Source organism: Paenibacillus tundrae, from assembly GCF_036884255.1.
Taxonomy (GTDB): Bacteria; Bacillota; Bacilli; order Paenibacillales; family Paenibacillaceae; genus Paenibacillus.
Genome location: NZ_CP145605.1, coordinates 4,339,096 through 4,362,259 on the forward strand (window position 1 = coordinate 4,339,096; position 23,164 = coordinate 4,362,259).

The 23,164-nt window shown below is 46.5% G+C and carries 17 protein-coding genes; 2 read left to right on the plus strand and 15 right to left on the minus strand.

Annotated features, from left to right (window positions below; translation table 11 throughout):
• Positions 1 to 82: 82 nt before the first annotated feature.
• The 6 genes from V6W81_RS19470 to V6W81_RS19495 form a co-directional block, all read right to left on the minus strand.
• Positions 83 to 982: a hypothetical protein gene (locus tag V6W81_RS19470; protein WP_338540107.1), complete on the minus strand. Its 900-nt coding sequence runs from the start codon at positions 980 to 982 to the stop codon at positions 83 to 85.
• A gap of 32 nt (positions 983 to 1,014) precedes the next feature.
• Complete coding sequence (locus V6W81_RS19475; RefSeq protein ID WP_307212386.1) at positions 1,015 to 2,382, minus strand: nucleotide sugar dehydrogenase; 1,368 nt, start codon at positions 2,380 to 2,382, stop codon at positions 1,015 to 1,017.
• 91 nt (positions 2,383 to 2,473) lie between these two features.
• Positions 2,474 to 3,277: a response regulator transcription factor gene (locus tag V6W81_RS19480; RefSeq protein ID WP_338540108.1), complete on the minus strand. Its 804-nt coding sequence runs from the start codon at positions 3,275 to 3,277 to the stop codon at positions 2,474 to 2,476.
• A 31-nt stretch (positions 3,278 to 3,308) separates the two neighbouring features.
• Positions 3,309 to 4,709, minus strand: a complete 1,401-nt coding sequence (locus V6W81_RS19485) for a glycosyltransferase family 2 protein (protein WP_186380834.1) — start codon at positions 4,707 to 4,709, stop codon at positions 3,309 to 3,311.
• A gap of 22 nt (positions 4,710 to 4,731) precedes the next feature.
• Positions 4,732 to 5,940, minus strand: coding sequence for a HEAT repeat domain-containing protein (locus V6W81_RS19490; protein ID WP_338540109.1), 1,209 nt, complete (start codon positions 5,938 to 5,940; stop codon positions 4,732 to 4,734).
• Positions 5,941 to 6,149: 209 nt separating this feature from the next.
• Complete coding sequence (locus V6W81_RS19495) at positions 6,150 to 8,375, minus strand: hypothetical protein (protein ID WP_338540110.1); 2,226 nt, start codon at positions 8,373 to 8,375, stop codon at positions 6,150 to 6,152.
• Positions 8,376 to 9,232: 857 nt separating this feature from the next.
• Between V6W81_RS19495 and V6W81_RS19500 the strand changes: the two genes are divergently transcribed.
• A complete protein-coding gene (locus V6W81_RS19500) occupies positions 9,233 to 10,477 on the plus strand; it encodes a DNA polymerase IV (protein WP_145045417.1) in 1,245 nt (414 codons plus the stop codon).
• The gene (locus tag V6W81_RS19505; protein ID WP_145045419.1) at positions 10,474 to 10,815 is read left to right on the plus strand and encodes a YolD-like family protein; all 342 of its coding nucleotides are present in this window, start codon (positions 10,474 to 10,476) and stop codon (positions 10,813 to 10,815) included. The genes V6W81_RS19500 and V6W81_RS19505 overlap by 4 nt, the downstream gene beginning before the upstream one ends.
• 281 nt (positions 10,816 to 11,096) lie before the next feature.
• Here V6W81_RS19505 and glsA read toward each other — a convergent pair whose 3' ends face one another.
• From glsA to V6W81_RS19550, 9 genes are all read right to left on the minus strand, one after another.
• Entirely contained in the window at positions 11,097 to 12,038 is a 942-nt protein-coding gene (gene glsA / locus V6W81_RS19510) for a glutaminase A (RefSeq protein ID WP_338540111.1), read from the minus strand.
• A 91-nt stretch (positions 12,039 to 12,129) separates the two neighbouring features.
• Positions 12,130 to 12,612, minus strand: a complete 483-nt coding sequence (locus tag V6W81_RS19515; RefSeq protein WP_338540112.1) for a GNAT family N-acetyltransferase — start codon at positions 12,610 to 12,612, stop codon at positions 12,130 to 12,132.
• Positions 12,613 to 12,936: 324 nt separating this feature from the next.
• Entirely contained in the window at positions 12,937 to 14,232 is a 1,296-nt protein-coding gene (locus V6W81_RS19520) for an L-lactate MFS transporter (RefSeq protein ID WP_338540113.1), read from the minus strand.
• Between the two features lie 120 nt (positions 14,233 to 14,352).
• Complete coding sequence (locus V6W81_RS19525; RefSeq protein ID WP_338540114.1) at positions 14,353 to 15,180, minus strand: LytR/AlgR family response regulator transcription factor; 828 nt, start codon at positions 15,178 to 15,180, stop codon at positions 14,353 to 14,355.
• Between the two features lie 15 nt (positions 15,181 to 15,195).
• On the minus strand, positions 15,196 to 16,839 hold the full coding sequence (locus V6W81_RS19530; protein ID WP_338544031.1) for a sensor histidine kinase: 1,644 nt from the start codon (positions 16,837 to 16,839) through the stop codon (positions 15,196 to 15,198).
• Positions 16,840 to 17,357: 518 nt separating this feature from the next.
• Positions 17,358 to 17,645, minus strand: coding sequence for a stage VI sporulation protein F (locus V6W81_RS19535; protein WP_056696392.1), 288 nt, complete (start codon positions 17,643 to 17,645; stop codon positions 17,358 to 17,360).
• A gap of 692 nt (positions 17,646 to 18,337) precedes the next feature.
• Complete coding sequence (recG, locus tag V6W81_RS19540; protein ID WP_338540115.1) at positions 18,338 to 20,383, minus strand: ATP-dependent DNA helicase RecG; 2,046 nt, start codon at positions 20,381 to 20,383, stop codon at positions 18,338 to 18,340.
• A gap of 10 nt (positions 20,384 to 20,393) precedes the next feature.
• Positions 20,394 to 21,257 carry a DegV family protein gene (locus V6W81_RS19545; protein WP_251381284.1) on the minus strand — a complete coding sequence of 288 codons (864 nt, stop codon included), beginning with the start codon at positions 21,255 to 21,257 and terminating at the stop codon, positions 20,394 to 20,396.
• A gap of 30 nt (positions 21,258 to 21,287) precedes the next feature.
• Positions 21,288 to 23,096: a DAK2 domain-containing protein gene (locus tag V6W81_RS19550; protein ID WP_338540116.1), complete on the minus strand. Its 1,809-nt coding sequence runs from the start codon at positions 23,094 to 23,096 to the stop codon at positions 21,288 to 21,290.
• Positions 23,097 to 23,164 lie beyond the last annotated feature (68 nt).

Genomic DNA, 23,164 nt, shown 5'->3' on the forward strand with positions numbered 1-23,164 from the left:
TCTTGTTCACTTCATTTGTTCATCTCATATCGTCTGCGCGTTGTAGGGCTCAACTGATCCTTGATCCTCATAACGGTGATCTCTATTTCTGCTCATCATCCTTGCGTGCAAGCGGAATACCGTTTTTCTTCGCATACCATGCTTCATAATGATGCACGGCAACACCTGCAAAAGAAGAATGAGTAGAGCCAAGTTTGAACACCTTCTCCATTTCCTCATCCATATTGCTGATCGGTTTACGGAAAAAGGTCAGGTGATCCCCTTCATGCGTATCGGCCAACTCTGCTCCGATCCAGACTTTCTTGCCTAGGTCGTCTGCCTCGTCCAGTTCCTCCTTGGACAGATCGTACATCTGTTGCGCACTGTCGCGATACGCCATGATAGCTACTGCATCGAATTGAGAGATAACCCAGTGGCTGAACGTCCCTTCATTCTCAGATGACTGACGGGCATCGAGCCAGAACGGAATGGCAGCGCTCATGTACAATCCTGCATCCTCTCCCGCTTCCGTCCAAGCCTTCATGTTGTCTTGCCACTCTGCAATCACACGGCTCTCCTCATTCTCCCAGCGTTTCAGTTGATACGGCTCTACATCCAATTGGATGCCTTCAAAACGTTCATTCTTAGCAGAAGCTGCATTATATGCTCGCACTCGCTCAATAAAAGCCAGTCCTTCTTCCCGTTTCTCCGTATAAGCCCAATCCGCATGACCATTCAGGGCATGTACGTCAATCTCCGCCACCTTCGCAGCGGCAATAAATTTACGGTACGTATCATCGGATACTTCATCCTGTATTTGCAGGAAGATTACATACACGCCCTGCTCTTTGGAAAATGAGATGATTTCCGGTGTCTGCTCTGCAATAATGGAAGCGTCCCACAGCCAAGTCGCTTTGTGTTCCTCATGAGAGAACCACTTGAGCAGCCAGGGCAGAAGCAGCAGGCAAAATATCAGTGCCAGAAGTACCCATTTTGCCTTCACCGGAACCTTCCTCCATCGTGTCATTGGATTCCTCAGACGAGCAACGCTTCACTTGGTTCAAGCACAGGGTGTTGTACCGAGTGACCAATCTTATAAATATGAGGCTGTGTATATGTGCGGAATGCATTACGTGTATCAAGAATCGGTACACCGAGCTCCGAAATTTCACGATATGGAAGATCCTTATGATTGGTAATCAGCACGATGCAATCGTATGTTTTGAACTGTTCCAGATTGAACACTTCGCTGTGTACGGTATCGCCATGTTTGTCCAAGAATGAATCAGCATACGGATCGTAGTAGCTTACATTAGCTCCACTTTCCTTGAACAATTCATATACTTCCAGTCCTGGGGACTCACGCAGATCTGCAATATTCGGCTTGTATGACATACCCAGCAGCAATATATTGGAATTTCGAACAGATTTGGCGTATTCGTTCAAAATGGTTGACGTTTTATTCAGAACATAATATGGCATGTTGTCATTCGTCGATTGTGCCAGCTCAATGAATTTACTGTAGAAACGGAATCCTTTTGCTTTCCATGACAGATACATTGGATCCAGCGGAATGCAGTGACCACCGATGCCGGGACCCGGATAGAATGGCATGAAGCCAAACGGTTTGGTTGCAGCTGCATCAATGACTTCCCAAATGTCGATGCCCATGCGATCACACATCATCGCCATTTCATTCACGAAGGCGATATTCACGCTGCGGAATGTATTTTCAAGCAATTTAGACATCTCCGCTACTTTTGGTGAAGATACGGGTACAACGGTTTGCACATATTTACCATACAACGCCGTTCCTAGCTTAAGGCAAGCTTCGGTAGTGCCTCCAATGACCTTAGGCGTATTAAACGTAGTGAATCGTCCGTTGGACGGGTCAACCCGCTCTGGCGAGAAGCAGAGGAAGTAGTCTTTGCCTGCTTCATGTCCGATTTTGTCCAGCTTCTGTTGAATCAGCTCTTCGGTAGTTCCCGGATAGGTTGTACTCTCCAGCGTGATCAACATACCTGGTTTCATATGCAATTTAATCTGATCCACTACCGTCTCAATGTACGACGTATCTGGATCTTGGTTCTCGCTCAGTGGTGTTGGTACACAGATACTCAACGCATCGATGACACGCAGCATACTATAATCTGTCGTTGGTTGGAAACGACCTGTCTCCATTACCTTTTTCAATTCCTCAGATGAGATATCGTGAATGTATGAATCTCCGTGATAGATACTCTCTACCTTAGAAGCATCGAGATCAATTCCGATGACAGTGAAGCCTTGATTCACCATTTCTACAGCAAGTGGAAGCCCTACATAACCGAGCCCGACCACGCCGAGTACTGCTTCTTTATTTTCAATTGCATTTAATAATGAGTGGAAATGTTGATTATGCATGATAGTCCCTCCAACAATGATTTGATTTTGTGTGAAATTTGTTCTTTTGTCTATCGTTATCTCTTTGGCATTTGCATAAATTCACAACTATCTAGTGCAGGCACCGCCGAATACGAGCATCCAGCTCTACAGGTGAGAACGGCTTGGTCATATAATCATCAACCCCGCTACGGAAGCATTGGCTGATCGTTTGCTCCACACGCTGCTCCGTCAGAACGACAATTTTGGGGGGCTGCTCTATCCCCAACTTCTGGATATGATGAATGAACGGCAAGCCGTCAATGCCATACAGGTTCAATTCGGTCAGTACCAGATCTGGTGCCACCTTCTCGATAAGCTCCAGTGCAGCCAGACCATCTACAGCCTCATACGTCTCGTAGCCTTGCATCTTCAATCGCAATTGCAGAAACTCACGTACGGTCGGATCATTATCTACAATTAAAATACGTTCTGGATCTGCTGATGTCTTGTCCAGCGTGTAGATATGAATCTCCGATGAGTCTACCAGCTTCGAGGATTCAGCCATATGCTGAATGGTCGCCTGTGAAGGACGATCCTTATCCGTGAAGCTAGCCAGTGTAATCTGTGGATCGGCACCGGGTACCGTTTCCTGTAGTTCATGCTTGATCCGAAGTCCTGCATAGTGAATTTCATCCAAGGTTAATCTCGGCAATAGAACCGCAATCGTCTGCGTAGCCCCATCTTTCCACAACTGGAAATCATAATCATGTGTCTGCTCCAAATGTGTTCGGATCTGCTGTTCTGGCTGAATATTCCCTGCACAGTGGATGAACATTAAACCGCATGTTCCGGCACCCGTTTCCTTCAACCCTTGCTCTACACTTCGATACACATTGACCGCAGTCTCACGCTGCAATGTTGCCGTATTTGGCATGTTCTTTTCCACCCTTCTTCTTCAGTAATAATCAAGCAGCTTTGCTTGCACCCTTTTCTTCTTCTGACCAGCTCTGGCGAGTCATCGTGCCCCATGAATTGTTGTTTTGCATAAACTGAATGTGACCCTGCAATCTCCAGAGCACACCGAGCTGATGATAACCTACAAATTTCAAGGCAGAGAATACCAGCATTTTGACCAGATCAGATAGCTTGTTGTAACGTTTAAATGCAATTTCCTCCAGCACTAGCGCGCCTACACTCAGCAGATAACCACTCACAAAATTCAACAATCCGAACAACACGAGGATCGGCCACTGCGTCATATCCATCAGCACGTATCCGGCAAGTGCCAGAAGTCCGGTAATCCGGAAATAAGGGTTGAGCGCTTCAAAAATGACATTGTACGGCATCGTCACCATGCCCATTACTTTGTATTTCGGATTGAACAACATGCCACGATTCTCAAGCATGTTCTTCAGATTTCCCCGTCCCCAGCGCTTGCGCTGACTGGACAAGATCCGGTAGGAATCCGGCGCCTGTGTCCAACATACCGCTTCAGGACAGAACGCCACGCGATACTTCAATTTATTTTCCAGCATATAGCGGTGAAGCTTGATAATAATGTTCATGTCCTCCCCAGGATAACCATCCCGGTAGCCTCCGACGGCAATAACTGCATCCTTACGGAACATACCGAAGGCACCTGATACAATGATCAAGCCATTCATATGGCTCCAGCCAATTCGTCCGCCGAGAAAGGCTTTGAGGTACTCAATGGACTGGAACATCGGCCACATTTTGCGAGGAAGAGATACATCCTGTACGGCTCCATTTTCGATCTTACAGCCATTAGCTATACGAACATCGCCGCCAATCGCCACCGTCTCTTCTGGGTTCTCCATGTACATGCGAGCCATACGGATCAAAGCATCCTTCTCCAGAAGCGAATCGGCATCAATTGAAGAGATAAGAGGGTAGTGAGACAGATTGATTCCTGCATTAAGTGAATCCGCCTTACCACCGTTCTCCTTATCAATGACATAGAGATCCGGGAATTCTGGATTATGATAGATGCCTCGTATGTTTTTACATGCGATTTTGCCATGCATTTTCGTGTTGGTCATGGGCTTAAGATTGTACTCTTGCAGTAACTTCTTCAACGTATCGTCACTCGAACCATCGTTAACCACGATGACCTCGTACGTTGGATAGTTCAGCGTCATGAGACAGTTTACATTTTCAATAATCGTCAGTTCCTCATTGTATGCCGGTACCAGCAAGGAGACCGAAGGCACCAGTTCCGACCCTGACAACGTATTGTATTTGGAATAGTGCGAACGCCGGAATATCGTCCATATGTTGCGGAATGAAAGGGCTAAGATGGAGAAATATAGTGTGTTAACAAAAACCACATAATATATAGCCACCATACCGTAGATTAATAAAAGATCTCTAAGCAGTGTAATCCCCTCCTACCGTTGCCACACCTGTACGTTTCTTGCTAGTGCGATGGTCTATTGGTGAGCCAAAATACCGATCATAAAGCAGCCTTTTTTTGTTATGTGCGATCATCTGTTCAACAGCTCTATGATCCGTTCCCGTATGTTGCATCGTGCTCTCAATCTGCTGCATCGCAATTTCACGCTCTACATTTGTACCCTGTACAGCAGCTTGGCACAGCGCTTCAAATCCAGGCTCACCCAGCTTCGCCAAACTCTCGGCACTGTTGTATCGCACGCCCCAATCTTCATCTCGCAGCGCTTTGCGCAGTAACGGGATACTGCCTGATGCATGCTTCGAGCCCAGCGCTTGAGCGACTTCGGCGCGTACCTCAGGATCTGCATCCTGCATTAATTTCAAAATCGTCTCATCTCGCAGTGCAGGGCTTGCGCTAAGGTACAGCTTCACTGCCTCAGCACGTACATCCCGCTGCTCCGCGCCCACCAGTTTGTGAAGAGCAGGCATCACTTCTGGAACAGCCTGTCCCCACATAGCTACAAGTCCTACTTTTACAAAGTCGGGATTACGGTCTTCTATTAATTCAATCAACAGCTTACTCGTATCCATGCTTGTTTCAAGTAGAATATCTGCAGCTAGGTGATGAATGGATTTGCCTTTGGTTAACAGCACCTCAAGCATCTCCTTTAACTCTCCTTGACGAACGGTGCTTCTCGCAATTGAGCGAGCAATCATGATCGCCATCGGACCAGGCTTCTCATCCTTCAGCAATTCCATAAGTCCCGGAACAGCCTCTGGACAACGCATGCCCCCTAAGCGAAACGCTGCATCGATCTGACGACCGTAACGCAGTCTGCCCAGTTCTTTTAGGTCATGCTCTACAAAACCTGACTCACGGCACAAAGCAATGAGCTTGTCGCGGTACTCTCCCTTGAACTGATCGATCCATTCAATCAACTTATTCTGGATAACCCTGCGCTCTAACGGAGCAAGCTTGCCTGGTGGCAGCTTCAGTTGACGATTCTCCGTCAGTGCAGTTTGCAAGTACGTAAAGTAGTCCCGCTGCTTGGATTCGTACCACTCCATCTTGCGCTGTTTGCCATTGTGGGACATTTTCATGGCAAACAGCAGGATTACGCCTACAACAACAAGCGCTATACAGATATATAGAAATAGATAAGCTAGTGCCAAATTGGGAAACATTCGAAAAAGTCCTCCTTATATTGCGTGTTCAAAAAGGTCGGTTTTCAGTACCAAGAAAATGGGATGAAGATAGAAATGGAGTAGCGGAGCGTAGATTAAGCTACGTGAGCAACGGACATTTCGGCTGAATCCCATATTCGAAGCTGAGATGTCGCTTGCGCATCCTTCGTAATCAAAAGCGGACTTTTTGAACAACCTCTTATCTTGATTTATTCGGTCTGAAAACTAGGTATTCGTTCAAAACGTTTCTTCATTTCCTCATAACTTAGCTTCAAACGCTCGCTGTACTCTACCTGTTCCCAAGGTTGCCACTTGTACATAGGCAATGTCTTCAAGTCCAGTGTGTTCGCTTCGCCTCCTGGCCATGACACTTGACCAGTAGAACGCTCCATTAACCATGGAACCAGTGTAATGCCCTCTACGGTTTCAGTTTGGAATTGTCGTCCTTCCTGAAGTGCTCCATAGTTGATGACTTGCAGTGAGCTTGGATCACCGAACCCAAGCAACATCCAAGGAATTCGCATCTCTACCTGATTTCCGTTATACTGCCAGGCTGTTAACGAATCTGTATCAGACTGCCCTGCCGCTGTAGTTCCTCGCTTCAGCGCCCCCACCTTTTCGTTCATAAACGGGTGAGCCGATCTGGTATCCGGCGGTGTCATCCTCAGGCTTACCGCCAGGTTCCACGGCTGGAATGGATTAGCTGAATCGGCTGAATCCTCTGGCAACATGTCATAGCCATCCTTACCATACAGACGACGATTAAAATCATAATCTTTGGCAATCTCCACTTGAGATTCAGCATCCTGCCCCAGCGTGATCACCGTTTCGAGTCCATCACTGATCGTTCGACCCGGAAGTCGCTCGCCAGGCTGATTGCCTCCTGCAAGTGTGTCTGTACCAATGTGCAGCACCGTCTGCTTCGGATCAAACGGCTGATCTAAGGTCATGCCGATGTACAGGTAAGCTTCGTCATGCGTCAGCTTCATCTCCTGAATGCCCTCCACTTTACCCTGCCAGACCGTTACCTCATCATCCTTCAGCTGCTCCCAATCATCCAAGCTGCCATCAATGGTCAACTGCTCCTGTTTCCCAGGATCCATCGCGAGCAAACCAAACATCTTCTCGTTGGTCAGCACGTTTAACCAATACGCACGCCTGTCTGCTGGAATTTCGAGTGGCATCGTGTTCCAAGTTTTCTTGAACCATTCGTCCTGCCACATGAACAAGATCGCTCCTGCATACCCTTCATCGTAGATATCTTGAGTTAGTGAAGCGTCGATTTCACCTTGCTCTGCCTCGTTATGCCCTCCCTGATTCCTTCCTCCCATGCCTAGATGAGAAATACCAAGCGAGGAAGGTACACCGTACTCTGTAATCATTACAGGCATATCGGAAAACTCGGCTTTAAGCTTGCGTAGATAGCTTTTGTACGTGTTGTACTCTCCATTGGCATCCTTAATGGTTTGAAGCGTCTTATCGATGTGGAACAAGTCAGGATAGTAAGGATACACATGATACGCTGCAAAATATCCTCCTTGCCAGTCCTTCGACTCAATATGACGGGCATCCACACTGACCAGATCCTCTTCATACAATGGTTCACCTGGATGATCAAGCACATCGGTCGTCACCCAATTCGTAAACGTCATTGGATGCTCCCAACCGTACTCTTTCTCTAATACGGCGGTATAGTCCATCAATTCTGCCAACCAGTTCTCGAATGGTGAAGCATCCGGGGTTCCCGAAAAATGGACTCCCTTGTACTGCGGCACATCAGGATGTGTCTTATTCGTGTTATCCACCATCATAGGATCCCACTCCGTTCCGACATGCCAAGCCATCAGATATTTCCCTGCATTCGCCTTATACTTCCCGCTAGAAGCTCCCGGTTTATCAGGAATGTCCGCATCCCCATAGACAGCAGATACTGCTTTTTCAATTTCCTGTTTAAATGTTTGCTCGATATGGTCGAGATAAGCATCCTGCTTCTCAATCAACTCTTCCTCAGGTGACCATATCCCCTGTATAAAATATAAAGGCTGCTGCTTACCCCGATTATAATCGACCAAGGCAGTATAAAAAATCGGCTCATGAACCGTATATACCCGGATTACATTAGCGCCCAGATCTTGAATCTGCTGGAACCACCTCAGATAATCCTCTTTAGTCAGCGGGAATTCACCCGGATAGTGTCCTGGTGACGTTGCGCCCAGATTGACGCCTTTGACGAACATCTCCTTCCACGTACCGTCCGATCCGTATTCCATGAATCGGTCTCCCTCTGTCTTGAACTTCATTTCTGTACCATTCTGCGCTGTATAGGTGACCAGTTTGGGCTGCATATAGTACATGCCGGCAAATATTCCTCCGGTCAATACTACGGCTCCAGCCAGCACCGTTAGCATCCAGCGTTTTCGTCTTCGTCTACTCATGCTCTCGTTTGCTCACCTCTCTAGTATGCATCCCGTCTTATGCCTGTGTTATAGATCAAACATGAAGACATGCGGCATATTCCGCATAGGATGACCGCATGGAATAGAGCTGTCAGCGGTGTAGTTCTCACTATAGCGCTAAGCGTCTGCATTTGTAACTAGGCTGATGGGAGCAAACATAAACTGCAACATTCTGCCCATTATTCGTAAAATACGCCATCAACTAGCATGCTTTCCCTCTGAACTTCATCCTCTGCTCACCATTGTATCTTCCCCCTGTGAACTGAGGATTTAAGATCTGTTCCTGTAGGGACGTATATGCCTGTTATTGTTATATGCAACGCGGATTACAGCATCTGAGTGTGCTTAGACACTTATCCCATTAAACGCAGGTTGTTTTTTAAAGTTGCGGCCTTTTTTACAGTATTAACCATAAAGATTACAAAATTGATACTATAGTCCGATAACGTATCCGTGAAAATCCGCGTCCTATCAAGCTTTTCTGAAATATGCAGAAAATCAAAAAAGGACATCAGTCCTGCACTGTAGGACTGTGCCCATTTATATCCCTTTTACAAATCCGTGAATGAACCAGGGGTCATCACCCAGAGGTCACAGATCTCTAACATTAAATGTAAAAATCCACGTCTTATTTCCTACAATCTGCTCTTCAGCAAGCAATGTAGTAATTGTGTCCAATTTGCAAAATAATTCCGCTTGCCGCATTTTAAATTGTCAGATATGCTTATAAAACAAGAACACATGTTCCATACTGTAAATAAACTGTAAAACAATCACCGAAATGAACCTATTTTGATTCAAACCTATGGATTGAGAAGTCAAAGGAGAGACTTGTTATGCCCCGCAAAGCCACACGTGTCATTATGCTAGCCGATTGCCAGTCGTTCTATGCCAGCGTAGAGAAATCTGCACACCCTGAATACAGGGACCGTCCACTCGTTGTAGCCGGAGATCCCGCACGACGTTCGGGCATTATTCTGGCTGCCTGCCCTTTGGCCAAATCTTATGGCATTACTACTGCTGAGCGACTAGGCGAAGCCTTAGCGAAATGTCCGGACGTTGTCGTCATTCGCCCAAGAATGGCGGAGTATATTCGGGTCTCCCTGCACATTACGAGCATTCTACAGACGTACACCGATCTCGTTGAACCTTACAGCATTGATGAACAGTTTCTAGATGTCACCGGAAGTCTCGATCTGTTCGGCAGTCCGGAAGAGATCGCTAAGAGCATTCAATCCAGAGTCATGGAGGAGACCGGCGTATACATCCGCATTGGTATTAGCGACACAAAGGTCGTAAGCAAAATGGCTTGTGACCTATACGCCAAAAAAGTCCCCGGAGGCATCTACACCCTTCCCCGTAAGGATGTACAGACAACATTATGGCAGATGCCAGTCAGAGATATGTTTATGGTTGGTTCTCGTATGGCGAACCATCTCTATAAGATGGGTATTCATACCATTGGTCAGCTGGCTCAGACTCCACTCTCCCGACTTCGAGATCGTTGGGGCGTAAACGGCGAGGTATTGTGGCGAATCGCTCGTGGTATAGACGATTCTCCAGTGAAGCCGGGAACATATGCCCACCAGCAAAAGGGGATTGGGCATCAGATGACGTTACCTCGTGACTATGAATCCTGGGAGGACATCAAGGTTGTTTTGCTTGAGTTAGCCGAACTTGTTAGCCGGCGCGCACGGGATAAATCACTGATGGGGGACGTTGTATCTGTCGGATGTCGTGGACAGGATTATGATCGTCCTACTGGCTTTTCGCGCCAAATGAAGGTGAATGAACCTACGAACATTACGGATGAGGTATACGATGCTGCGGCAGCCCTCTTCTTACGCCATTGGGACGGATTACCCATCCGCCGAATCAGCGTATCCTTAACTGGGCTTGTCGCTGATTCCGACATACAGCTATCCTGGTTCGACGATCGTGAACGAAAAAGAGAACTGGAACGTGCCACAGATGATATCAAACGTAAGTTCGGAGACACCGCGATTATGCGAGCCTCTTCCTTATGCTCATCCGCCCAGGCACAGGATCGTTCTCATAAAATTGGAGGTCATTATAAATGAGTAAAAAATTACAGCAAAACGGAATCTTTGAATCTTCTCGCATGATGCTCCCTGAACACCGAGAAGCTTATATTCTTCATCAAGAGCATCTGGCTCCACGCACTCGTCCTTCTCTGGATGCTCAGGCAGCAGAGGAAATGTCTCGGTTACTCAGCGATTCGATGGTGTTAGGAGATGCCATCACCATTACTCTGTTCGACGAATATGACGATATTCGTATCACCGGGCAGGTGCTGCGAATGAACCGTCCCGCCCGCACCCTTAAACTACTTACGAATAACGGGACTCGGGACATTCAGATGAATCTAATCACAGACGTCACCCTAGCCGGTGAGTAATACATCGCCCACATACTAACGTCTATATCGTCAATAGGAACTATTGGCTCGTGAAGTCAGATTTGCGGATTTTCGGAGATAGTTGCAGTTCAATTCACGGGGACAGGACTGCTTTCCTACACGAATTGGACTCACTTCATATATCAAGAATAACGATATAGAAGGCAGCTCTCTCGTACTAAAGGAGCAAAAGGAACCAGAAGTGATTCAAAAGATCATCTTAAGGGTATATTTCGCTTTCTTCATGCGTGTTCAAAAAGATCGGTTTTGAACAACCTCTTTTAGAAGAAGCTCCAGTCGAACTCCTTAGAGAGACGCTCAAGCAGATGCACCCCGGCAATACTATTTCCTTTGCGATTTAAAGCTGGCCCCACCAGTCCTATACCGAATTGACCGGGTACTAGTGTCAAAATCCCACCAGATACACCGCTCTTCGCAGGCAGTCCAACCTGAATAGCAAATTCACCGGATGCATTGTACATTCCGCAGGTGGTCATAAATGTTTTGGCAATCTGTACATAACGACGCGGAATTAACTCTTCTCCGGTGACTGGGTCTGTCCCGTTGTACGCAAGCACCAAAGCCATACGTGCGAGATCCGAACAGGTTACCTCAATGGAGCAATGACGGAAATACACGGCGAGTACATCTTCAACATCATCCTTCAGCACCCCGTTGTGCTTGAGGAAATATCCAAGTGACCGGTTTAGATGACCGCTCTCTGACTCAGACTGAAATACTGCCTCGTTGTAGTTTAATTGTTCATTGTTTGCGAGCTTACGGAAAAACTCTAGGATACGTCGGGACTTCTCTTCCTTGCAATCTCCTGCAATTAGAGAGGACACCGTGATTGCACCAGCATTGATTAACGGATTAAATGGGATTCCTGGATCAACTAATTCCAGCTTAATCATGGAGTCATAATCGTCGCCTGTTGGTTCTTTTCCTACATTAAAGAATACAGCTTCTTCTCCATGATCCATCAAAGCGAGAATTAAGGTGAACACTTTAGAAATACTCTGCATCGTAAAAGGTACACCACAATCGCCGGCTGATACATGGTTACCCTCAGCGTCCATGATATGTATGCCAAGCTCATCCTGCGAAGCTTTGACCAGCTCCGGAATATAGGAAGCTACCTTACCTTGCCCTGTATGCAAACGACTCGTTTCCAACCATTCGGGCAGTAGGGAGTTCAATTGATCCATCGTAGAATTGCTCATCTCCATCTCCTCCATCTCTCTAATTATGATCATACGGTATTAGAAAGGATTACCCGGAGTGGGTAATCCTTTACCATACGTTAACATCATTTTAGCGTTTCGCTCGCAAGCTCAGTTCCAGAATCTCCCCTGGTAACCCGTCATAATCGCCCACCCAAGTGGAAACAAAGTTCTGTCTGAGCAGAATTTGACGTGAGGCTGCATTCGTTGGATCAATCACAGCGTAGAGCTCGCTAATTCCTGCTGCCTGTGCCTTTATAATTAACCGAGCGGCAATGGAAGTCCCATGACCTTGTCCCCAATGTTGAGGCAATATCATATATCCGATCTCCGCCCGATCTGGGTTGGCCTCATCTGGAATTAGTTTAGCGTAAGCGATGCCGTTCCCCTCCTTGCTGGAGACCCGATAGAATCCGGTATCATTGTTGAGGTTGTAATCCAGCATGCTTCCGAATTCCTCTTTTGCTTCCTGTTCAGGAAATGCACGTTCGGTAATCTGTTTCATCACTTCACTATTGGAGACAAGCGCATAATAATCTGCAAAATCAGGCTCTGTGTATTTCATAAAATTCATTATATTCGTACCTCCTCTGAATGAACATCAGGGCTTGCCCTTTTGATTTCCCCTAGAGTATACCAGAAGCAAAGTATGCAATGCACATCCCCCACATCACCGATTCGCCCCCCTCCGTTCTTTTCCCTCACAGAACCGTATAAGAAGAACGTCGATCGACGTACTTTCACAGAAGATAGACCAGTGTAGATTGGGATTTTTCTTACGATAATCAAATGATTCATGTCCGCTAAAAACGTAGACTTTCAATTAACTTCAAAAAAAAGCGACCTCTTAGAGGTCGCCCAGTTCATTACAGATTCTAATATATATGTCCGTTCCGTATTAGCTTGCCCGGGATGAAGGATGCAGATTCAGCTTTCCTTCCCGCTGACGTGTACGACGTTGTTGCCCCGGAGGTGTGATAATACATGCAAGTAACAATGAGATCGTACAGAGAACGGCAATCACGATAAAGGTAAGATGGAACCCGCCCAGCAATGCGCTGATAAATGATCCGGCAAGTGCCCCAAAACCAAACCCTTGATAAATGACACCATAGTTTTTGCTCTGGTTTTTCAATCCGAAATAGTCTGCCACAATGGCTGGAAATACCGTGATATTCCCACCAAAACAAAAAGCAATGGCTGCCACACAGGCGAAGAACACTCCAAAACTTAGCGGAACCAGACTCAGCGTCATCACGGCTATCGCTGTAACCAGCAATGCTCCAGCGATAACCTTCATCCGTCCTACTTTATCCGACAATGCACCTAGGATGATGCGACCAGCCGTGTTAAATATGGCGACCATAGCAACCGCGTTAGCAGCCGTGGCTGCGTTTAAACCCGCGAGCTGAACACCAATGTCTTTCACGATCCCGATAAGGTATAGACCACTCATACATGCCGTGAAGAAAATAACAAACAGCATGTAGGCTTCTTTTGTACGCAGCATTTCTTTGACCGTATAATCCTGGCGTACATTCGAGGGCTGGTCTCCTTCTTTTTGACCCGCTGCAGCTTGATTACGAACCACCGCTTCACGGATCAAGAACGAGCCTGCCACGATTAGAACGAGTACGATGATTCCCCAATACATAAATGCCTGAGCCGGGCCTACCGAACTAATGAGTGCAGAATTCACATATTTGAACAGAAGACTGCCTGTACCAAAGGCTCCGACCGAAATACCTGAGATCAGACCTTTGCGCTCGGGAAACCACTTAATTAGATTAGACAACGAAGTGATATAAGCAGTACCGTCTGCGAATCCAACCACAAATCCAGCCAGAAGATAGAGCAGCGTTAACGAAGTAACTTGAGAACTAAGAACAAGTCCGAGCCCAAGCAGGATTCCTGCAATACGAATCAAGCGCTGAAGTCCCCATCGTTCCTGCAAACGTCCTGCAAACAATGTAGCAAATGCTAATGCAAAACTCGTTATTGAAAAAGTGATCGCTACAGAGCTCACGTCCCATCCGAATCGATCGGAGAGCGGTTGGTTGAACAAGCTCCATGTGTAAATTGTACCTAGACCCATCTGTACAATAATGGTGCCCAGTACGATAAGCCAGCGATTAATGGATGTAGATTCAGTCGTTGATGCCATATTAGTTGCTGATGAAATGATTGCTTTCATCGTAATCTCCCCTTTGCCGATGTCAAATGCTTGAATGCGTTCACAAGCTAATCATACATGAAAGGGGATTCATTACACCGATTTTGGCATGAGTTGCATCAGGGCGGGAATGAAATGCCTCTAAATGCGCATGAGCTGCCTGAACTCTTTTACCTTCCCACGACTTACAGGCACTTCTGCCTCCAGATCACGTAGGCGTAACAGATAAGTATTGTTAAACCAAGGCACAATTTCACGGATTTGAGCCAGATTAACCACATACGAACGGTGGCAGCGGAAGAAAGTTTCCTGTGGTAAACGTCCATGGAAATCCGTAATACTGACGGGCATCGTAAATTCACCATTTTTCGTGTATACCTTCGTTACCTTTTCCTGTGCTTCCGCATAATAAATATCCGTAGTATCCGTCACAATGATGTTGTCGTTCCGTAACAGGTTAATCCGCCTCACATCATGGCTGTTCGCTTCCCTCACCTGTTGCGTTCCAGATACCGAGCTTAATACCGACGAGCCGTCATGTGTAGAAGTCGTATGCTGAACTGATCCTTCGCCCATACCACGTTCATGCTCCCCCTGCTCCTGATCCCGGCGGAATGTGGATTCCAGCTTGTTCAGCATGGCTGCAATCCGTTTCTCGTCATAAGGCTTCAATATATAATCCAACGCTTCCAGCTCAAATGCCTCCACTGCATGTTCCTTGTACGCTGTCGTAAATACGATGTAGGGCTTACGGGCAAACTTCCCAATATGATGCGCCAGCGTCATGCCGTCTAACGAAGGTATGTTAATATCCAGAAAAATAACGTCAACTTCCTGCTCTTGCAGAAACTTCAGCACATCCAGTCCATCTTCAAGACAAGCAACGACCTCAATCTGGCTATGCTCCTGAATTAAATAATTCAACTCCTCACTCGCGAGGATCTCATCTTCAACAATAAGGGCTCTCATCGACCAATCACCTTGTTATGCATCTCCTTTGGGCACATCAAATAAAATATCTGTTCCTTGTTCCAGCCGGGTAATGGTTAAGCCTTGTCCATAAATAAGCTTCACGCGCCGGTGTACGTTATATAATCCGATCTGATTCCCAGGCATCCGGTCATGGTACACCTGTTCAATAATGTCTGGATGGATACCTGATCCTGTATCGCTGACACCCACCCGCACAAAATTAGGACAATCCTGTACTCGAATGCGCACTGTTCCCGGTCCTTTCACTTTAAGGATACCGTGGATAATGGCATTTTCAACAAGTGGCTGAATCACCAGACTTGGAATATGCACAGCCACCTCATCAATCTCATAGATCACTTGCAGCCTGTTGCCGAAGCGTGCCTTTTCAATTTCCACATAATTACGAACCTGCTCCAATTCCTTATGAATATCGATCAGCTCGTCTGACAGCTCCAGATTATAGCGCATATATCCCGACAAATTCACAATTAACTCCCTTGCTCGATCGGGCTTGGTACGAATGGAGGAGGCAATGGCATTTAACGCATTAAACAGAAAATGAGGATGGATGGTCGTTTGCAGAGCCCTAAGCTCTGCTTTGTTCGCAGCAGCCTTAATCTCCTCAACACGGGATACCTCCATCTGTGTAGAAATAATCTGAGATAGCCCTACTGCCATGGTCTGCAGAGGATACGTGATCTTGTACGCTTTTCGATAATAAATTTTTAGTGCTCCAGTCACTTCGCCTCGCTCTTCTAGCGGAATAATAAGCAGGGAGTGAATATCCGGCGTTTTCTCATCAATCACATCATTACTAATAGTAATCTCACCACTGGAGATCGTTTTCTTCGTCATCTCACTAATAATCTCATTTCCGATATGATACCGTTCTTCACCAAATCCCACATAAGCGAGTACATTTCGTGTATCGGTAATGGCCACCGCATCTGCCTGGATGTCCTCCTGAATAATTCGGCAGATTGTACGAAGAGAGTCTTCGTCAATAGAACGGAAATACGGCAGCGTTTTGTTGGCAATATCTAATGCGAGCTTCGCCTGGCGAGCTGCGATCATTTCTTTTTCCCCTTCAACACTCTGCACGAGAAGCACAATCAGCCCGATATTCATCTCACCTAGAATCATTGGTAGTGCAATCTGAGATACGATATCCGCCCCCAGTGGGTCTGGATAGGAATACAACAAAATAAGTAACATCGTCAGTGCTTCACAGATCATGCCAGCGCCGATCCCGATAATCCAGCGTTTGGACTTCGGCGTGTACTTGTGAATATAACCCGATACGAGACCTGCAATAATACTTGTAATGAGACAAGGAATAGCCGTTACTCCGTCCATATCAATCAAATAACGGTGCACTCCGGATACAATCCCTGTAATAATCCCCACTGGCGCTCCAAACAAAATACCACCAGATAACACGGCGATGATTCGTACGTTGACAAGAGAACCCTCTACATTAATTCCCGTATATGTCCCGAAAATCGCAAAAGCACAGAACAGTAGTGTAACTGCCACATATTCCTGCCACCTTAATTTGCCCTTCTGCAGGATCTGCCGAAATCGGGGTACTCTGGACAAAAAGAATAAAAAGATAATTAACAATGCCGCCCGTTCAAACAACCCAAGCAGCATAATAAACATTTCAGACAATCGAACTTCCTCCATATCTATTAGACATTAGCGTACCTATGTTAGTACAAAAGCTCCTATGTGTAGAACCCACTCATCATGCTCGTATGCAACAGTTTACCGCTACCCCTACAGGAAAGCAAAGCCCTACCCAAAAATTCAGAATCCATAGGTAATCCTTCGAATGCAATTTTAATATTAATTCTAATTGTATCTTTGATACCTATTGGTTCTCCACATGTCCAACATCATAACAAAAACAAGAAGTGAGATTCCAAGCGCATGCATCGGCTTCCTAACATACATATGTACTTATTCATGATCCTTTACTATCTGTTTATTAGACGGATTGCCATAATCCTTGTACAGATAAATGGATTGCGTTACCAAGCAAACTCCTATTCAACTGAAATAGTAAATAGCAAATAGCAAAGGAGCCATCCCGTCATAATCATGACTTTTGGGATAGCTCCTTTTTAACACATCATTGTTAGATCTCCATTATACATCAGACGTTACACCTATCTAAACATTCCCCATAGCTTAATCAGATGGAACGTATTATTTGGGTCAATCTTCTGTGCGATAACAAAAGCTACAAATTGCTCCTCTTGAGCAGACGAGAAGCTCTCATTCATAATGACTGCTGAAGACTTCACAAGTCTTCTCACCTTTGCACGATCCTGAAGATCCGACTTGGTTACTCCATCGATCAGTTTTTTGATGCGCTCTTTTACAGCAGGATTTTTCATCTTTGTTTTGATCCGCTCCACTAACTGCGGACTAATTCCATATTGTTGATAACCCAAGGGACTTAGCACCTCCTGAATAATGAACTCACTTCTTATTCATATGACAGGAGGGCTTGTACACTTGACCTTTTTCCCAAGGAAATACGGAAAGCGGCAATTATCATCTATTTGCTAAAATCCTTTTTTTCAGTACCAAGAAGATGGGACGAAGCTAGAAATGGAGTAGCGGAGCGTAGATAAGACTACGTGAGCAACTACATTGTTTCCGAAGGAAACAACCTTCGTAAGCATCTACTTATTTCGGCTGAGTCCCAGCTTCGCCGCTGATGATGCCGCAGGCATCTTTCGTAATCAAAGGCGGACTTTTTGAACTACCTCTTACAATCGAAGTTCAAAAAGTACGGTTTTCAGTACCAAGAAGATGGGATGAAGCTAGAAATGGAGTAGCGGAGCGTAGATAAAACTACGTGAGCAACGGACATTTCGGCTGAGTCCCAGCTTCGACGCTGATGATGCCGCAGGCATCTTTCGTAATCAAAAGCGGACTTTTTGAACTACCTCTTACAATCGAAGTTCAAAAAGTACGGTTTTCAGTACCAAGAAGATGGGATGAAGCTAGAAATGGAGTAGCGGAGCGTAGATAAAACTACGTGAGCAACGGACATTTCGGTTGAATCCCAGCTTCGACGCTGATGATGCCGCTAGGCATCTATCGTAATCAAAAGCGGACTTTTTGAACTACCTCTAAGTTAATCGATGAGGTCGCCTTGGAACACTTGTTGCCCCTGTAAATACTCACGCAGTGGTGCGTAGTCGATGGATGTCCAGAAGTTTGCATCGGTAATTAAACTGGAGACGTCATCTCTGGCCTGCTCCAATACTGCAAAGTCAGCAACCATATCTGCCAATCGAAACTCGGGCAATCCGCTCTGCTTGGTGCCGAAGAAATCACCAGGACCTCGCAAATCCAGATCGCGCCGAGACACCTCGAAGCCATCATCCGTTTCCGTCATGACCTTCATGCGTTCTTGTCCAACTTCTGACTTCGGATCAGCAATGAGTACACAGTAGGAAGCATGAGCCCCACGGCCAACACGGCCCCGAAGCTGGTGAAGCTGTGACAGACCGAAACGATCCGCATCCATGATCACCATAAGCGTAGCATTAGGTACATCTACCCCTACCTCGATGACCGTCGTCGAAACGAGCAGCTGAATATCGTTACTGTAAAAGTCACGCATCATTTCCTCTTTTTCCGTCGCCGTCATTCGTCCATGAAGCAAACCCACACGATAGTGAGGAAAATTCTGCTGCATCTGTACATGCAGATCAATCGCATTCTGAACGTCCAGCTTCTCCGATTCTTCAATGAGTGGACAGATCAGATATGCTTGCCGCCCCTGATCCACTTCTCGAGATATAAAGCCCAGCACTCGCTCCATCTTGTCATGCTTCACCCAGTAGGTGGAGATCGGGATACGCCCTTTAGGTCGCTCTGAGATCGTAGATACTTCAATGTCGCCAAAAGCCGTAATCGCCAGTGTCCTAGGAATCGGCGTAGCTGTCATCGTCAACACATCCGGGTTATATCCCTTACGGCGGAGAACACTGCGCTGATTCACACCGAAACGGTGCTGCTCATCGGTTACCACGAGTCCTAAATCACGGAAGAATACATCCTCCTGAATCAGAGCATGCGTGCCTACCACGATATCAATCATGCCCATTTGCAAAGAAGCAATCAGATCTTTACGTTTGCGGCCGTTCACACTACCTGTAAGCAGTCCAACGGTCACCCCAAACGGTTCGAACAGCTTTTGCAATGACCTCATATGCTGCTCTGCCAGAATCTCCGTAGGCACCATTAGAGCTCCCTGAAACCCAGACCGCACCGTGGTGTAGAGGGCAATCGCCGCAATGACGGTTTTGCCTGACCCTACATCTCCCTGAAGCAGACGGTTCATCGAATACGGCGAGCGCATATCATGCAAAATTTCAAGCTCTACCTTCTTCTGTGCATCTGTGAGCTCAAACGGCAAACTACGTACAAATTCGCGAATGGTCGTATTATCCGTCGTATGCACGACCCCATCCATACGATCTCGGTTAAGAGCACGATATGCCTGCATTTTAAGTTGGAATAAGAAGAGCTCTTCATACACCATCCGTTGTCTGGCTCGCTGGCCTTCCTGGTTATCCTGTGGATGATGAATTCCAGCAATCGCTTGTTTACGAGGCAAGAGACTGTATTTATTTAATAAGCTTCGAGGCAAAATTTCAGGAATTAACTCCCCATATTGTACGAGTCCTTGCTGAATGGTTTTGCGCATCCACGTTTGTGTGAGCTTACCCGTTACTGAGTATACAGGTTGAAGTGTACCTGTACGTCCTTCCCCTTTATCGGGAAATTCAGAATCGGATACCGTCATCTGCATGCGCTTTTGTTCCCATTTGCCTGTGATGACAATCTCACGGTTAGGTGTTAGCTGGTCTTTCAGGAAATGTCGATTAAACCACGTAGCTGTAATCATCCATTCCTCTGTCATCACCTTACACGTAAGCCTTGATTTCTTCCCGTATCTCTGCAGCATAGGAATGCCCATAATTTTGCCCTGAATGGTAATCTTGTCTCCATCCTTCACTTCACTGAGAGAACGCAGACGATAATCCTCGTATCTGAACGGATAATATTCTAATAAATCTTTTACAGTAGAGATGCCAAAGGCGTGAAGCTCTCCCTCTTTGAGAGCACTCACGCCGTTGATTTGTTTTACGGATATTTCATCCCATTTCATGTCTAATCCCTCATTCCGGAACAGGCCACATAAAGATCGCAATTACACCAGGACCGACATGGCTACCGATGACAGCGCCGATGTTGGTATACACTACCTCATTCAGTGTAAAATGCCCACGTAACTGCTCTGCACAAGCAATGGCTGATCCGGGATCTGCGGTGTGGCCGATTGCCACATTCACGCGTTTACCCGCGAAATCCTGCTGAAACAGCTCAATGATGCGAGCCATGGCCTTTTTTTGACCTCTGACCTTCTCAACGGCATAAATAATGCCTTCTTCATCGATAGATAGAATTGGCTTAATATTCAAAAGCGTTCCAAAAATCGCTGCCGCTTTGCCGATCCGACCGCCTTTCTGTAGATACTCCAGCGTATCCACAAGGAAGAACAGCTTACGAGTCCGGTGCATGCCTTCTACAGCACTAGCAATGTCGGCTGCTGATTTGCCCTGTAAGGCAAGCTCAGCGGCCTGCACCACCAGCAAACCATATCCATAAGATGCCGACTTGGAGTCCAGCACCGTAATGTCACCTTCACGCTCTAACAGAGACTTGCCAAGCAGAGCAGACTGATACGTGCCACTCATGCCAGACGACAAGTGAATGGATACGATGGCACGTTCCGGATCCTCATCCAGCAGTGACTGATATACGTTCATGAACTCGGTTGGAGAAGGCTGTGACGTCGTTGGCAATGTCGCAGCCTTTCCAAGTTTCGTATAAAACTCCTCTGGGGTCAGTTCAACTCCGTCAGCATACGTTTCTTCACCAAACAATACACGCAACGGCACAACATGAATCCCATACTTGCGAATCAGTTCTTCCGGTATATCTGCTGTACTATCCGTTACAATCGCAACCTTATGGCTCACTACATCCCCTCCTTCTTGGCTAGGTGAACACTAAGACTCTACAGAGAACAAATAATAGTAAACAGGCTGTCCTCCAGCATGTACCTCTACCTCAGCATCCGGATACTGCTCTTCGAGCCAAGCAACCAGTGCAGTTGTAACCTCAGAAGACGCTTCTTCTCCTTCAAGCAGGGTAACAACCTCGTCCCCACTCTCTAGCATGCGTGCAAGCAAACCTTGGCAGGCCTGCAACAGGTCTTCATCCGTAGCCACGATTTTGGAGTTGTGAATTCCAATATAATGACCTTCTTTAATATCCAGCTCATCATACTGAGTATCTCTCACCGCATGAGTTACTTGACCAGATTGCACCCGTGCCAGAGCATCCAGCATCTGATCCCGATTCACCTCAGCCGATTCATCTTCCTGGAAAGCAAATGCAGCCGCCATACCTTGTGGAATGGTCTTACTTGGAATGACAGTAATACGGCGTTCATCCTCCAGCAATTCACGTGCCTGCTCTGCAGCAAGTACGATATTAGAATTGTTCGGCAAAATAAAAATTTGTTCCGCTGCAATTGAACGCACCGCTTTCACAAAATCCTCCGTGCTCGGATTCATCGTTTGTCCACCAGACAGAACGACATCCACACCGAGGCTACGGAAAATCTCAGCAATCCCTTCACCTGAAGATACAGCGATAAATCCATATGGTGCCATCTCATCCGCAGGTGGTACAGCTTCCTCGTGACTACGCGACACTTCTGGTGGAATCTCTGCGAACAGTTCAGGCGAAGGCGCGATATCCATGCCAGCCGTAAGCAGGTCTCTATGCTGTTCACGCATGTTCAGAATGTGAATCTGCGTAATTTCACCATAGCGTAGAGCCAGGTTTAATACATCGCCAGGCGTCTTGGAATGCACATGCACTTTGATGATTTCATCATCGGCAATAATGATAATGGAGTCTCCGTTCACTGATAACGCTTTCCGGAAAACATCCTCATCGAATGTGACTCCTGCGTTGTCGCCAAGCTGACGGTTAATGAAAAATTCCATATCATACAGGAATTCGATATCTTCCGTAACAAGTCTAGCCTGTGCCGATAAGGGCATCTCTGGCGCGATAACCTGTTGTACAGGTTTAGCAGGTGTTACTTCTGGCTTCGCAGCAGGTTTGAGCGCGGAAGACGATACCGAAGGTTGAACTTCTTTTGGCAGAGTCGTCAGGCTTCCTCCATCTTGCTGCAATAAAACTTCCATGAAACCTTCGTAAATATATACAAGCCCCTGACCACCTGAATCCACAACCCCTACCTGTTTCAGTACAGGCAGCAATTCTGGAGTCATCGCCAGTGCTTCTTTTGCTTTTAACAATACTTCATTCATTAATTCAGTAATATCATTCGTCCGTCTAGCGTAATAGTTGGCATGCTTAGCAGCTTCCTTAGCTACGGTCAGAATGGTGCCTTCTACAGGCTTTACCACTGCTTTGTATGCTGCATCCACACCGTTCTGGAGGGCTGCTGCAAATTGGATTGTATTCAGTTCCTCGTAAGGCGCAGCGGAACGGCTGAATCCTCGGAACAATTGAGATAAAATAACTCCGGAATTGCCGCGAGCACCCATAAGCAGGCCTTTCGATAAAATACCAGCAGCTTCTCCGATTGAGGCAGAGCTCTTGCGTTTAATCTCAGCAACTCCTGCACTCATTGTCAAATTCATGTTCGTTCCCGTGTCGCCATCTGGCACAGGGAACACATTCAGGGAATTGACGTGCTCTGCATGCTGCCCAAGTTGTTCCGCTCCGGCAAGTACCATTGCGGTGAAATCTGTTCCATTTAAAGAACGTATACTCAAGTGAGAATTCCCCTTCCTAGCTTGATACACGAACATCTTGCACCAAGATGTTATCTGGTCTGTTCATG

Bases quoted from the DNA above. Each gene is read 5' to 3' on its own strand.
- V6W81_RS19490 (WP_338540109.1), bottom strand. From the start codon at position 5,940: ATGTTTCCCAATTTGGCACTAGCTTATCTATTTCTATATATCTGTATA.
- glsA (WP_338540111.1), bottom strand. From the start codon at position 12,038: ATGAGCAATTCTACGATGGATCAATTGAACTCCCTACTGCCCGAATGG.
- V6W81_RS19530 (WP_338544031.1), bottom strand. From the start codon at position 16,839: ATGCTGCTTGGGTTGTTTGAACGGGCGGCATTGTTAATTATCTTTTTA.
- recG (WP_338540115.1), bottom strand. From the start codon at position 20,383: ATGAAATGGGATGAAATATCCGTAAAACAAATCAACGGCGTGAGTGCT.
- V6W81_RS19495 (WP_338540110.1), bottom strand. From the start codon at position 8,375: ATGAGTAGACGAAGACGAAAACGCTGGATGCTAACGGTGCTGGCTGGA.
- V6W81_RS19520 (WP_338540113.1), bottom strand. From the start codon at position 14,232: ATGAAAGCAATCATTTCATCAGCAACTAATATGGCATCAACGACTGAA.
- V6W81_RS19515 (WP_338540112.1), bottom strand. From the start codon at position 12,612: ATGAATTTTATGAAATACACAGAGCCTGATTTTGCAGATTATTATGCG.
- V6W81_RS19480 (WP_338540108.1), bottom strand. From the start codon at position 3,277: ATGCCAAATACGGCAACATTGCAGCGTGAGACTGCGGTCAATGTGTAT.
- V6W81_RS19525 (WP_338540114.1), bottom strand. From the start codon at position 15,180: ATGAGAGCCCTTATTGTTGAAGATGAGATCCTCGCGAGTGAGGAGTTG.
- V6W81_RS19485 (WP_186380834.1), bottom strand. From the start codon at position 4,709: ATGGTGGCTATATATTATGTGGTTTTTGTTAACACACTATATTTCTCC.
- V6W81_RS19475 (WP_307212386.1), bottom strand. From the start codon at position 2,382: ATGCATAATCAACATTTCCACTCATTATTAAATGCAATTGAAAATAAA.
- V6W81_RS19500 (WP_145045417.1), top strand. From the start codon at position 9,233: ATGCCCCGCAAAGCCACACGTGTCATTATGCTAGCCGATTGCCAGTCG.
- V6W81_RS19505 (WP_145045419.1), top strand. From the start codon at position 10,474: ATGAGTAAAAAATTACAGCAAAACGGAATCTTTGAATCTTCTCGCATG.